Origin of the sequence: Acinetobacter sp. LUNF3 (genome assembly GCF_022699605.1) — a bacterium.
Taxonomy (GTDB): Bacteria; Pseudomonadota; Gammaproteobacteria; order Pseudomonadales; family Moraxellaceae; genus Acinetobacter; species Acinetobacter johnsonii.
On record NZ_CP093968.1, the window covers coordinates 1,989,843 to 2,003,064 of the forward strand.

The following is a 13,222-nucleotide window of genomic DNA, read 5'->3' on the forward strand; positions in this document are numbered from 1 at the left end:
ATCCGTGACATCGTTTTGAGGTTGTAAGATGGATGATAATAAAAGCAAGGCGCTCAATGCTGCGCTAAGCCAAATTGAAAAGCAGTTTGGTAAAAACACAGTAATGCGTCTTGGCGATAACACCGTACAAGCTGTTGAAGCGGTATCAACGGGTTCTTTGACACTTGATATTGCTCTAGGCATTGGCGGCTTACCAAAAGGCCGTATCGTTGAGATTTATGGTCCTGAATCTTCAGGTAAAACAACCATGACTTTACAAGCGATTGCCGAATGTCAAAAAGCAGGTGGTACATGTGCATTTATCGATGCAGAACATGCTTTAGACCCACAGTATGCGCGTAAACTTGGCGTAGATATTGACAATCTCTTGGTTTCTCAGCCTGACCATGGTGAGCAAGCACTTGAAATTGCAGACATGCTGGTTCGCTCTGGTGCCATTGACCTCATCGTTGTCGACTCTGTTGCAGCATTGACACCACGTGCAGAAATTGAAGGTGAAATGGGCGACTCACACATGGGCCTCCAGGCACGTTTAATGAGCCAAGCATTACGTAAAATTACAGGTAATGCAAAACGTTCAAACTGTATGGTGATTTTCATTAACCAAATTCGTATGAAAATTGGTGTAATGTTTGGTAGCCCTGAAACCACGACTGGTGGTAATGCGTTGAAATTCTATGCGTCTGTGCGTTTAGACATTCGTCGCGTAGGTCAAGTCAAAGAAGGCGATGAAATCGTTGGTTCTGAAACCAAAGTGAAAGTTGTCAAAAACAAAATGGCACCTCCATTCCGCGAAGCGCTCTTCCAAATCCTATATGGTAAAGGTGTCAATCATTTGGGCGAACTTGTAGACTTGGCTGTTCAACAAGAAATCGTACAAAAAGCAGGTGCTTGGTATTCATACCAAGGTGATAAAATTGGTCAAGGTAAAAACAATGTGATCCGTCACCTTGAAGAAAACCCTCAGTTGGCTGAAACCATTGAGAAAATCATTCGAGAAAAACTACTGACGACTGCAAATGCTGCGCCTGTAGAAGAGAATGAAGAAGAGCCAGACTTTTTAGATGCTTAATTAAAAGTATCGAAAAAGATTAAATGTTATTACACGACATTTAGGCTTACACTAAGAAACGCCCTACGGGGCGTTTTGTTTATTCAGATCTATTTCATAGCCGATTATGCCTAATTCAAAATTCCCCAAACTTCTTGACTATGATGCTCTCAAACAACAATTTGGTGAGGATGAATCCCCCGCTACTCAATACGGCCACACGCAGGTAACACAAGAAACTGCTGCTGCTTTAGATTTTGATGAAGAGAATCAACCCAAACCCACAGGTTTAACAGGTTCTCGTCTACGTTCTTATGCCTTTGCAGTATTAACACGTAAAGAATATTCAAAAGCAGAATTGATTGAAAAATTGGCCACATGGGCAATGCACCGCGAAGAAGTGATTAAACTGGTTGAAGAGCTTTCAGCACAAAACTATCAGAGTGATCAACGTGTGGCTGAGATCACTTTATCGAGCCAAAAGCGTAAAGGCAAAGGCCCTAATCGCATTAAACTGGCGCTAAAAAACAAAAAGATTGACACTGGTTTAATTTTAGAAGAACTAAAAGAAACAGATTGGGTCGAACAAGCCTATCAACTCAAAGTTAGAAAGTATGGAACTGAGGTCGCAACAGATCCAAAACTAAAAGCCAAGCAAATCCGTTTTTTAATGTATCGTGGCTTTGAAATGGAAGCGATTATGAAAGCGATTTCTAGAAAAGTGGAAGATTAAACGGCTATTTACCTGCACTAGCCCACACATGGTTAATCTGTCATCTAGCTATATCAAGAAAACGTAAACAGGCTTATCATCTATTAAACCTTAAATGCTAAAAATCTAATTTACTACAGCTCATAAGCTGACCAAGTGATGCCTAAGTTACCTTTATGTAGTGTCATCTTATAACCACCATCAACACTTGTATTATAGTATTCACTAGATCTTACTTTGAGACGCCGCACCTCACCATCAGACATTCGAACATCCAAATAATAATTTGCATATCTATTTCTTCTACTGCTGCTCTCACTTTTTTCCTTATTTACGACCTGCACATCTTGAGAACTTAAAATACTGTTATCATTTATGCTATTCACAATACCCACCAAACTCACAGAATAAATACCGACAATAGGTAGAGCAAGTGCGATCACCATGATCATTTGCCGCTTCATTTTTTGAGCAAACTTCTTTTTAAATACAACATATAGAGCTGATACCAGAAAGCTCATACATATCAATGAATAAAATAAAAAAGCTAAATCGTGGTGCTGGATAATATCCCGTAAAAATAAAATATTGCATGCAAGCATAATTAGAAAAGCCAGCATCTCGGTAGAGATTTTAGCCTTTTGCATATAAACAATATAAAAATTACGATGCTTTGGATAACTAAGATATAGATAAACCAATGCCATACCATGAAATAAAAAATCTGACCAATCAAATATAGTAGCTAAAAAGAAAATAATAACCGTCAATGAATCTAAAATTTTTCTAATTCTTAATGCATATTTTAAATATTTTTGTTGCTGTTCACTGGAAATATTTTTTGTATGTTCTTGTATAAAATTTTGTTCTTGCTCTCGTTTATTGACGGCCTCAATATCTTCAAAATGCGCCATAAACATATTACAAATTCTTTTATATGACTCAAAATCTGAACTAATATTGACAACTTGATGATGCTGATCGACCAACAATAGACGACTTCTTTTTTTAAAATGTAAGATTTGGTAGCCTTTTATTTCACTATAGAGTACTTTTTTGACTGAAAAAACTTTACGATAGAGAAGATGGTCTTCATTAAAAAGAATTTCGGTATTTATACTTTCCAACAACAAATAAAAAATACAGAATAAAACACACAAGCAAGATAGAAAAATACCTACGACAATATAATTTGAGAATCCATTTGAAATAAAATATAGAATTGAGAAATAGATAAAAATAATGGTAATTGCAAAAAATAGAAGAAAAAGCAGAATACTTTTCACTTTCTCAGAGGATTCAATACTTACAACTAGACCTGCATCAATGCCATAGTAGTCTTTCATATTTATTCTTTTTATTTATAAAACTGGTGGCAACCCTACCAGCAAGCCTTCGGCACATCATATTTCTACTACCGTTGCTACCTTCCGGTCCTGGCGGGGTTCGTAGAGTACAATTGCGAAGTAACCGGCAGGGCTACCATTGCAAGAACAGAGTATAGAGATTTTTCCCTAAGTTGCAAGCCTATAAACGACTTTTCAATAAGTATTTCATTCAATTGACTATTTATAAAACAAACTCAAGAAAAATCGCTCAATTTTTGGTAACGACTAGGCTACATTCATTTACCTAAATATACGACAACAATGTAAAAGCTTATTGCAATTCATAACGTTGCCGTTTTTAATGAGGGAAATGAATTTTGTTTGATGCGTCCCCCATCAAAGCCTTATAACACGGATATTTTATGATGCTAAAGAAGCATAGCCTATGTGCCCTCACCCTACTTTGCACAACGCCTGTTTTCGCCAATATTCCAATTGAATCTCGCGGCTTAAGCCAAGCAACGAACAATAGTGTCAATCCAACCAGCGTCGCAGTAGACACAGGTGCGAGTGCAACAGCAACCAATATTAATTGGCAAATCATGCAAAAGAACCAACAATTAGAAAGTGATTTGCGTAGTTTACGCGGTAAACTTGAAGAGCAAGACAACGAGATCGCTCAACTCAAACATGAGTTGGAAAATCGTTACGCTGACCTAGATCAACGCTTAGAGTTACTTCAGCAAAAAGTAGACCCTGAAGCGAGTACCACAACGGAGGATAACCAACAGGATACTCCTCCCAGTAACACCACAATCACCAACCCCAGCAGTAACACAACCGCAGCCGCAGTAAACAAAGCACCTGTAGTGGTCAGTACGCAAAACACATCAGAGCCATCTGAGCTAGAAAAAGCCGCGTATACTGTCGCATTGGATGCCTATAAGCAAGGTGGTGCGAAGAAAGCGATTGCCCCCATGCAAAATTTTATTAAAAACAATCCCAACAGTGTTTACATCAGCAATGCATATTTCTGGTTAGCGGAATTTAATTTAGCGATTGAACCTACCAACTATGCAGAAGCGAAAAAGAACTACGGGATTGTGGCAAACCAATACCCAAACTCTTCGCGCGCGCCTCGAGCCGTCTATCAACTCTATAATATTGCCAAAGAAGTGGATAAAAACTCGACTCAGGCCAACCAATACAAAGCCAAACTTCTTAAGCAATATCCCAAGTCTGAAGAAACCTCTTTCTTTAAAAAATAATTTTCCTACAGATATAAAAAAAGACACGCGAAGTGTCTTTTTTTATCTTTGGATTAAACTTAACGCACAATGCCACGCTCTGACTGTTCTAAGGAGTCAATGAGCAATTGTACCTCAGCGACTTCAGGCAAAATTTCTGCACGGATACGTTCTAAAGCCTGCTCTGTCGTCAAACCTTCTTTATAGATCAGTTTAAATGCTGTACGTAAACCTTGAATCACATTTTTAGACCAACCTTTACGACGCATACCTTCAACATTCATCGCAAAAGCATGTGCAGGATTACCAGAAACCATCACATAAGCAGGTACATCTTTCACAATCAATGATGCACCACCAATCATGCTATAAGAATCAATCTTACAGAATTGGTGTATACCCGAGTTACCGCCGACAATCACATAGTCACCTACGTGAACATGGCCAGCCACGCCGACGTTGTTTGCAAAAATATTATGATCACCGACCACACAGTCGTGCGCAATATGCGTATTTACCATCAATAAATTATGGCTACCAATCTTGGTTATACCGTGATCCTGAACCGTGCCACGGTGTAAACTACAATGTTCACGAATTTTATTATGGTCACCAATTTCTAACCAGGTTTCTTCACCTGCATATTTTAGATCTTGGCAGACCTCACCCACGCTTGCGAATTGGAAAATTTCATTGTGTTCTCCAATACGTGTATAACCACCGACCACTACGTGCGAATGTAACTGCGTACCTGCACCAATAGTGACATTTGGACCAATAATACAATACGGTCCAATCTTTGCATCTGCTGCAATCACGGCAGATGCATCGATGATTGCTGTTGGGTGAATAAATTCGTTATTGCTCATGATTGCTCTATTTTCTGATGCGAAACCATAATTTCCGCAGATGCTGCTACTACACCGTCAACGGTGGCAATACAATTATATTTGTAAATACCACGTTTCTGCATAACCAATTCTGATTTTAACACCAATTGGTCGCCTGCAACGACTTGCTTTTTAAAGCGAACTTTCTCTGCACCTGCAAACAAGAACAAAGAACCTTCACTCGGTTTCTCATTGTTCATGATGAAACCAAGAATACCTGAAACTTGCGCTAATGCTTCGACAATCAAAACACCAGGCATAATTGGATAATTAGGGAAATGGCCTTGAAGAAATTCTTCATTAATAGACACATTTTTATACGCCACAATTCCATTTTCAGTCACATCAACAACACGATCGACCAATAAAAAAGGATAGCGGTGTGGTAAGTACTCACGAATGGTTTGAATCGTCATTGGCAATTCAGGTTTCGTGAAACTAGTAGAATTCGACTCAGTCATCATATTTCTATTTACGCAATTTAATTGTTGATTCAAGGGACTCGATTTGAGCCTGCATATGATCAAGTTTTTTTACCAATTGGGTCAATGGCACATCTGCTAATTGTCTTAAACGAACAACGGTGCGTTTCCACTTTTGATTTTCAAACAGTCCAATTCCTGAAGAATACGTTCCAGCCACAGAAATATTATTTGTGACCATTGACATTCCAGTTAAAGTGACATTATCAACAATATTTAGGTGCCCTGCAATTGCAGACCCACCACCTACGATGCAATTTTTGCCAATGGTTGTACTACCCGCTATTGCGGTATTGGCAGCAAAAGCTGAATTGGCACCAATTTTAGCGTTATGGGCGATTTGCACAAGGTTATCAATAATGACACCATCTTCCAAAATTGTGTCATCCAATGCACCGCGATCAATACTACAATTTGAACCAACCCGTACATCATTTCCAATGATGACCGAACCCAATTGAGCAATTCGATGCCATTTCCCTTGATAAGGGGCAAAACCAAAACCCTCACTACCAATCACAGTATTGGCATGAATACGGACACGATCACCAATTTTGCATGACATCAGATTTACATGCGATTCAATTAAACCAGCGCGGCCAATTTCAACCCCATCATGTATGCTGACATGGGAATGGATAATCGTATCATCGCCAACAACGCAATTTTCACCAATGACCACATAATGACCAATATAAGCAGTATCTGAGATGATTGCTGATGGATGTATCTGTGCAGTGCTTTCTATACCCTGCTCAGTGTGTTTAACCTCAAAAGCATGGGTTAAAATGGCAAAGGCTAAATAAGGATTGGCAACAACAATAAAGTTTTGATGTCCAACCAAGTGATCTTTCAAATCTGCTGTAACAATAAATGCTCCAGCTTTAGACTGCTGTGCTTGCTCTAAGTACTTTTCACCATTTACAAATGCAAGATGTCTAGATTCTGCAGAATCTAGACTTGCTAATCCCTTAAGGATTAAATCAGCTTGACCTACACACTCACCTTGGACTAAACGAGCAAGATCTTCTAAGCGATACTGTTGAGGATTCATTGATTACTTAATTGCGTTAACCTTTTGAATCATTTTATCAGTTAAATCATACTTAGCGTCATAGGCAAGTGCTGAGTTTTTATTCAAAACAACATCTAATTGATTTTCTTTACGCAATTGTTCAGCAACCTGCTTTACACGACCATCAAATACAGTACGTACTTGCTGAATAGAGCTTTGCACACTGCTTTGCATGGTTTGCTGCAAAGTATTGAACTCATTCATTTTGGTTTGATACTGAGTCACCATTTTTTGCTTATCCGTAGCGCTCAACTTATCACCTGTTTGTAAACGCTGTTGTAAGTCTTGAAGCTCTTTACTAAGTTGATCAAGCTTCGTACTTTGCGGTTGAATTTTCTGTTGAAAACTCGAATTTTGCTGTTTTAAATAGCTACTATTTTCAACAACACGCTCAAGATCCACTACACCATAGCCAGCAGCATTCACCACTGTAGAAGTTAATGCTGTAAGTGTTAAAGCTGTAAGAAATTTTTTCATATTTATATCTTTCATGTAGAGAAACGGTCGACCTTAGAAGGTACGACCGATTTCAAATTGAATGTTCTTTGTTTCGTCGCCATCTTTATCATTCAATGGGTATGCATAGCTGAGAGACAATGGGCCAATCATGGTAATCCAAGTAAAGCCTACACCCACGCTATAGCGCATGTTATCAAGCTCGAAACCGAAGTTGTCTTTACAGTATTGCTTCGCATCTACACCAGCATCAGTTTTACTTCCAGTCATATATAACTGACCAGATGGAACATCACACTGCGTATCAAATACTTGCGCGCCTTCAGCAAAGATAACTGGGCGAACCTGACGTGTCCAATCCCCTTTAAATGGCAAAGGCAAAGCCAATTCTGTACCAAATTGGATCAGTGCGTTACCACCCACTTCCTCAAAATCATAATCTTTAGATCTTGATTCACTATAAGTCACACCTGGGTATTTTGGACCTAAGGTACTGTTATCATAACCACGTACCGAACCAAAACCACCTGCATAGAAGTTTTTATAGAATGGTAAGTCATTACCATAGCCCAACTTACCGTAGCCTCGTAACACAAAGTCTTTCGCAAGCGGGAAGTACGCCTGAGCATCATAAGTCAGTTTTTGATATTCAACATCACTGCCTGGCAATGCAATTTCGCCATTCACACGGTGTGACATCCCCGATGTCGGGAACACTGGACGGTTTAAGGTGTTATATGACCAACCCAAGTTTAAGTTATACGTTAAGAAGTCTCCAGTAAACTCAGAACCAAACGGTGCCGATGGATTAGCACAAGTCTCTCCTACTGGAATATTTTCATCTAAACAATAAGTAGATGTTGCAGTGGCTTTACCACCATGCGCCAGCAAGTAATCACGTACATAGGTCGATACATATGGACCTGTGGTTACTTCAGTTTGGTCGATGTTTAAACCCGCACTGACGCTTTGGTTTTCATCAATTGGATAACCAAAATTGATACCACCACCAAAACTATCCGTCACATAGTTATTGACGTTATAGTCTTCATCCAACTTAGTTTTACGGTAGTACATGTTATAACCACGACGTACACCATCAATCGTAAAGTATGGATCCGTCACACTTAGGTTGTAATAATCTTGCGTTTCTGAGCGGGATAAATCAATGGCAACAGAGTTACCTGTACCCATGAAATTAGTTTGACTTAAACCTGCTTGGAAGGTTACACCACCACTTTGTGAGAAACCAACTGCTAAGGTACTGGTACCCGAGTGCTGCTCTTCAACATTAATATTTAAATCAACCTGATCGGCTGTGTTCGGAACACGCGCCGGTTTGATATCTACAGTTTTAAAGAAACCTGTGCGCTCTAAACGAACTTTAGATAAATCAATTTTCTCATTACTTGCGAGTGCACCTTCCATTTGGCGCATTTCACGACGTAATACTTCATCCGCAGTTTTCGTGTTGCCAGTAAAGTTAATACGACGCACAGTCACTTGCTGACCTGGATTCACATAATAATTTAAATCCACCAGATGAGTTTCTTTATCAATCTGAGGCACGACGTTCACTTCTGCATAGTAATAACCTGCATTACCGTATTTACGTAGAAGCAACTGTTTAACTGCATTCACTTTTTCTTGTGAATAGATATCGCCATCTTTATAAATTTGTAAAGCTTTCAGCTCTGCTGGCGTGTATAAAGCATCGCCCAAAAATTTGGTTTCGCCAAATTTAAACTGTTCGCCTTCATCCACTGAAACTTCAACAAAAATATTCTTTTTATCTTCACTTAAATTTAAGCTTGAGTGATTAATATTAAAGTTGATATAGCCTTTGTTTAAATAAAGTGCACGTAAAGACTCTAAGCTTGCAGCCATCTTTTCACGTGCATAACGGTCATTACGTGAAATAATGGACGTCCAACCGCTTTCTTTTACCGCAAACGCTTGTTCAATTTCGCTTTCTTTAAATACGGTATTACCAATAATATTGATATCTACAACTTTTGCAGCCTTACCTTCAACAAACTCAATAGTAAGGTCTACACGGTTGTTCGGCTTCGCTGTTGTCACAACTTTTACATCAGCATCATAACGACCTTGCTGCATGTACTGTTGTTCAAGCTCAGACTCAACCGTCTGTAGCGCTGATTTTTTCAGCACTTCACCTTCGGTAATCCCCATCTTCTTCAAGCCTTCTTCCAAGGCCTCTTTAGGAATGAGTTTATTACCTTTAAATTCAACTTTAGAAATTAGTGGGCGTTCGACAACTTTGAAAACCAGCGTATCACCCTGCTTTTCTGTTTTAATGTCATCAAACAAACCTGTTGCATATAAACTACGAATGGCATTGGCAAGTGCTGCATCGCTCACACGATCCCCACTATTCAACGGAATCATTCCATAGACATTTGCTGGCGTTAAACGAACAAGTCCATCAACCTTAATATCACGTACTATATAATCTTCTGCTGCATATACTTGTTGTACTGTTGCCATAGCACTGATGAGCGCCAAAGGCATAAATAAATGTGTGTGCTGCATGCCAGTTTTTTCCGATGTAAAATTTAATTCCGTATCTACGCTTTTTTACAAACGCATAAAATCATTGAATAGTGCCAAAAGCATCATACTTCCGAGCAATACCATACCAATTTTTAAACCAACCAATTGTATTTGTTCAGAAACAGGTTTACCACGTATTAGTTCTATAAAATAATAGACCAAATGTCCACCATCAAGCATAGGAATAGGCAATAAATTTAATATCCCTAAACTTACACTCATCAGTGCCATAAATGAGATAAAAGTTTGCCAACCCATTTCCGCACTTTGTCCTGCGACTTTGGCAATGGTAATAGGCCCAGATAGGTTGTCTAAACCAATCAAACCGCGCACCATTTTCACAATCGAGTTCAAAATCATACTCGACAATTGACCAGTTTTATCCACCGCCATCATGAAGGCTTCAGCAGGATTATATTGTATCGTTTGTTTATATTCTGTAGGAATACTGATCTTTCCTGCGTCACTTTGTACACCCAAGACACCAGAAACCTTGCCCATATTGTCGCGCTTACCTTGCGGCATCACCTCAAGTTGTACTAATTTATTTTGACGAAGCACATCAATTTTTAACAATTTCTCAGGTGAAGCTTGAACCACTTGTACCACATCAAACCAATCATTCATCTTGATGCCATCAATCGCGACAATTTTGTCACCTTGTTGCATACCCTGACGAATGGCTGCACCATCTTCGCTCAACTTAGTCACGACCGCAGGAATTTTAGGTCGATAAGGCGTAAAACCCAGAACATCAAGCGGAGACTGTGTTTGATCTTTCAAGAAGTTTTGAATAGGCAAACTAAACGTTTTAACTTGTCCCGCACGTTCGGCCTGAATTTGGATTGATCCCGTTTCACCCACACGATCAACCAAGGCAAAATTCAACTTCTCCCAAGTGGGTGTCGTTAAGCCATCAACAGCGGTAATTTTATCACCCACTTGCATTTGAACTTGTGCTGCAGGTGTATGAGGTAACACTTTACCCACACGTGTATTCAACTGCTCTTGTGCAGGTAAAAACAAAATCCAAAACAGTAAAATGGCGAAGGCCAAGTTAATCAATGGGCCAGCTGCAACAATTGCGATACGCTTCCAAGGTGACTGACGATTAAATGCTTTGGGCGCATCCTCTTCAGCAACATCACCTTCACGCTCATCCAGCATTTTGACATAACCACCCAAGGGCAATGCCGAAAGCTGATATTGTATACCTGACTTTTTAGAGGTCCACTTTAAAACCGTTGGTCCAAAACCAATGGAATAAACTAAAACTTTTACGCCCAATTTACGCGCAACAAAATAGTGCCCAAACTCATGTATTGCAATAAGTGGGCCTAAAAGCAAAATTGCCGCAACAATCATAAACAAGGCGCTCATGCTTAAATTCCTATATTCACCACATATTGCTGAGCAACATGACGTGCGTTTTGATCGGCTTCTAAAATAACATCAAGTTGTGTTGCTGCTTGACGTGGGATGGTATTCAAAGTGTGTTCAACAATAGCAGGAATCTGCATAAACCCCACCTGTTGATTTAAAAATGCAGAAACCGCAATTTCATTGGCTGCATTTAAAATCGCAGGGGCTGTTCCCCCAGTTTTCATCGCTTGACGTGCCAAGCTTAATGCCGGGAATCGATGTGTATCTGGCGCTTGAAAATCCAACTGATGATTTTTAAATAAATCTAGAGCTGGAACATGGGTTTGAATACGCTCAGGCCATGCCAACGCATGTGCAATCGGCGTACACATATCAGGATTTCCCATTTGCGCCAATGTTGAACCATCCACATATTGCACCATGGAATGAATAATACTCTGCGGATGCACAACTACTGTAACAAAATGTTCTTCGATTGAAAAAAGATGACAAGCTTCAATCAGCTCTAACCCTTTGTTCATGAGGGTCGCAGAATCAACCGAAATTTTCTGCCCCATGGACCAATTCGGATGTTTGCACGCCTGCGAAGGCGTTACATTATGTAATTCATCTAAACTATGTTTTAGAAATGGCCCGCCTGATGCAGTCAGAAGAATACCAGAGACTCCGAGTTTCGGCTGTCCGTGACGCTCAGCTTGTAAATAGGTCGGCGGCAAGCATTGGAAGATTGCATTATGCTCAGAATCTACAGGAAGTAAAAGAGCCTGATGATCATGAGCAGCCTGCATCATGATGTCACCCGACATCACCAGTGCTTCTTTATTTGCCAAAAGGACACGCTTTCCTGCTTTTACCGCTGCTAGGGTCGGCATTAAACCTGCCGCACCCACAATCGCCGCCATCACCACATCCACTTCTGGATGTTCAGCAACTGCGATGAGGCCCGCCTCATCGGCCAAAATTTCAATGCTTTGCAAATTGGCTGCGACAAGTAGTTGGCGTAGTTCATCTACTTTTGCTTGAGGTACAACTGCAATTTGCGGTTGAAACTGCTGACAAATATCAACAAGCTCTTGCATCCGACTATGTGCAGTAACAGCAAACACAGAATAGCATTCAGCATGTTGTTGCAATATTTTTAAGGTGCTCTGCCCAATCGAACCTGTAACACCTAAAATACAAACAGATTGAGACATTTACAAATCTACGCCAATAAGTTTTAACATATATACACCCGCAGCAAAGATAGGTGCAGCAGCCAGTAACGAGTCAATACGATCCAACACCCCGCCATGCCCTGGCAAAATACGACCTGAGTCTTTAATTCCAGCACGACGTTTAATCATAGACTCAAACAAATCGCCGAGCACCGAACTAAATACAGTGACTACAGATAAAATAAGAAATAATAAATGCTGTGCGTAAGTTAAGTCTAAATAGAGTATTTCAACAGCGACCACAATGATCATGGCCGTAATCACACCACCATAGAGACCTTCCAAAGATTTATTTGGACTCACTTCAGGTGCAAGTTTACGTTTACCCAGTTTACGCCCAACAAAGTATGCCCCGCTGTCAGCACCCCATACCAATAAAAACAGGTACATTAGCCACCATGGAGACATCTTCCAGAGTGCAAAAATAGCGGTCACAGCTGAAGATATCAGAACAATACCAACCACCTTAAGGGTTGAATTATACCAAGCATCATAATTTGGATAGGATTTAACCCAATACAGGCTTAGCAGCCAACATAGGATAGAGGCAGCCCAAAGTAGAAGCGCAATATCGTTAAAGTATAAAGCAAGTGTAGCAAGGCCAGCACTTAGTAAACCAAAACCCCATGCTAGAGGTTTATTAACATTTTTTGTTGTACGGGGCATGAGTTTAAACCACTCATAGCCTGCAACCCCTGCCGCAATAATCATCAGCACAAACATTGGATAGTGTGACTGGGTTGCAAACATACAACTCAGTACAACGGCCACCAAAACCAATGCGGTTATAATCCGCTCTAACATTTA

At 39.9% G+C, this 13,222-nt stretch carries 12 protein-coding genes and 1 other RNA gene; 3 read left to right on the top strand and 10 right to left on the bottom strand.

Translation table 11 applies throughout. From position 1 onward, the window contains the following. Positions 1 to 28: 28 nt before the first annotated feature. Positions 29 to 1,072, top strand: a complete 1,044-nt coding sequence (gene recA, locus MN200_RS09715) for a recombinase RecA (RefSeq protein WP_005401034.1) — start codon at positions 29 to 31, stop codon at positions 1,070 to 1,072. 106 nt (positions 1,073 to 1,178) lie between these two features. Beyond that, positions 1,179 to 1,784 carry a regulatory protein RecX gene (locus MN200_RS09720; RefSeq protein WP_242759288.1) on the top strand — a complete coding sequence of 202 codons (606 nt, stop codon included), beginning with the start codon at positions 1,179 to 1,181 and terminating at the stop codon, positions 1,782 to 1,784. Between the two features lie 113 nt (positions 1,785 to 1,897). Here the strand turns inward: MN200_RS09720 and MN200_RS09725 are convergent, their stop codons facing one another. Beyond that, a complete protein-coding gene (locus tag MN200_RS09725) occupies positions 1,898 to 3,109 on the bottom strand; it encodes a hypothetical protein (protein WP_242759290.1) in 1,212 nt (403 codons plus the stop codon). 33 nt (positions 3,110 to 3,142) lie between these two features. Next, positions 3,143 to 3,239: signal recognition particle sRNA small type (gene ffs / locus MN200_RS09730), an RNA gene on the bottom strand. 274 nt (positions 3,240 to 3,513) lie between these two features. Between ffs and MN200_RS09735 the strand changes: the two genes are divergently transcribed. Continuing rightward, positions 3,514 to 4,359 (top strand): YbgF trimerization domain-containing protein, encoded by an 846-nt coding sequence (locus tag MN200_RS09735; RefSeq protein WP_242759291.1) that lies wholly within the window; start codon positions 3,514 to 3,516, stop codon positions 4,357 to 4,359. Positions 4,360 to 4,418: 59 nt separating this feature from the next. Here the strand turns inward: MN200_RS09735 and lpxA are convergent, their stop codons facing one another. From lpxA to MN200_RS09775, 8 genes are read right to left on the bottom strand one after another with little or no spacing between them, the layout of a single operon-like run. Beyond that, on the bottom strand, positions 4,419 to 5,207 hold the full coding sequence (gene lpxA, locus MN200_RS09740; protein WP_010326982.1) for an acyl-ACP--UDP-N-acetylglucosamine O-acyltransferase: 789 nt from the start codon (positions 5,205 to 5,207) through the stop codon (positions 4,419 to 4,421). Further along, entirely contained in the window at positions 5,204 to 5,689 is a 486-nt protein-coding gene (fabZ, locus tag MN200_RS09745; protein ID WP_010326983.1) for a 3-hydroxyacyl-ACP dehydratase FabZ, read from the bottom strand. Before fabZ ends, lpxA begins: the two co-directional genes overlap by 4 nt. Positions 5,690 to 5,696: 7 nt before the next feature. Continuing rightward, a complete protein-coding gene (gene lpxD, locus MN200_RS09750; RefSeq protein WP_058869821.1) occupies positions 5,697 to 6,764 on the bottom strand; it encodes a UDP-3-O-(3-hydroxymyristoyl)glucosamine N-acyltransferase in 1,068 nt (355 codons plus the stop codon). Between the two features lie 3 nt (positions 6,765 to 6,767). After that, positions 6,768 to 7,262, bottom strand: a complete 495-nt coding sequence (locus MN200_RS09755) for an OmpH family outer membrane protein (RefSeq protein ID WP_058869822.1) — start codon at positions 7,260 to 7,262, stop codon at positions 6,768 to 6,770. A gap of 33 nt (positions 7,263 to 7,295) precedes the next feature. Next, positions 7,296 to 9,794 (bottom strand): outer membrane protein assembly factor BamA, encoded by a 2,499-nt coding sequence (bamA, locus tag MN200_RS09760; protein WP_114392866.1) that lies wholly within the window; start codon positions 9,792 to 9,794, stop codon positions 7,296 to 7,298. 45 nt (positions 9,795 to 9,839) lie between these two features. Next, a complete protein-coding gene (gene rseP / locus MN200_RS09765) occupies positions 9,840 to 11,195 on the bottom strand; it encodes an RIP metalloprotease RseP (protein WP_058869824.1) in 1,356 nt (451 codons plus the stop codon). 2 nt (positions 11,196 to 11,197) lie between these two features. Then, positions 11,198 to 12,394 (bottom strand): 1-deoxy-D-xylulose-5-phosphate reductoisomerase, encoded by a 1,197-nt coding sequence (ispC, locus tag MN200_RS09770; protein ID WP_058869825.1) that lies wholly within the window; start codon positions 12,392 to 12,394, stop codon positions 11,198 to 11,200. Continuing rightward, complete coding sequence (locus MN200_RS09775) at positions 12,395 to 13,219, bottom strand: CDP-archaeol synthase (RefSeq protein ID WP_058869826.1); 825 nt, start codon at positions 13,217 to 13,219, stop codon at positions 12,395 to 12,397. Positions 13,220 to 13,222 lie beyond the last annotated feature (3 nt).

Coding starts and splice junctions, on each gene's coding strand:
- MN200_RS09735 (WP_242759291.1), top strand. CDS start 3,514: ATGATGCTAAAGAAGCATAGCCTATGTGCCCTCACCCTACTTTGCACA.
- fabZ (WP_010326983.1), bottom strand. CDS start 5,689: ATGACTGAGTCGAATTCTACTAGTTTCACGAAACCTGAATTGCCAATG.
- rseP (WP_058869824.1), bottom strand. CDS start 11,195: ATGAGCGCCTTGTTTATGATTGTTGCGGCAATTTTGCTTTTAGGCCCA.
- ispC (WP_058869825.1), bottom strand. CDS start 12,394: ATGTCTCAATCTGTTTGTATTTTAGGTGTTACAGGTTCGATTGGGCAG.
- MN200_RS09755 (WP_058869822.1), bottom strand. CDS start 7,262: ATGAAAAAATTTCTTACAGCTTTAACACTTACAGCATTAACTTCTACA.
- bamA (WP_114392866.1), bottom strand. CDS start 9,794: ATGCAGCACACACATTTATTTATGCCTTTGGCGCTCATCAGTGCTATG.
- MN200_RS09775 (WP_058869826.1), bottom strand. CDS start 13,219: ATGTTAGAGCGGATTATAACCGCATTGGTTTTGGTGGCCGTTGTACTG.
- MN200_RS09720 (WP_242759288.1), top strand. CDS start 1,179: ATGCCTAATTCAAAATTCCCCAAACTTCTTGACTATGATGCTCTCAAA.
- lpxD (WP_058869821.1), bottom strand. CDS start 6,764: ATGAATCCTCAACAGTATCGCTTAGAAGATCTTGCTCGTTTAGTCCAA.
- recA (WP_005401034.1), top strand. CDS start 29: ATGGATGATAATAAAAGCAAGGCGCTCAATGCTGCGCTAAGCCAAATT.
- lpxA (WP_010326982.1), bottom strand. CDS start 5,207: ATGAGCAATAACGAATTTATTCACCCAACAGCAATCATCGATGCATCT.
- MN200_RS09725 (WP_242759290.1), bottom strand. CDS start 3,109: ATGAAAGACTACTATGGCATTGATGCAGGTCTAGTTGTAAGTATTGAA.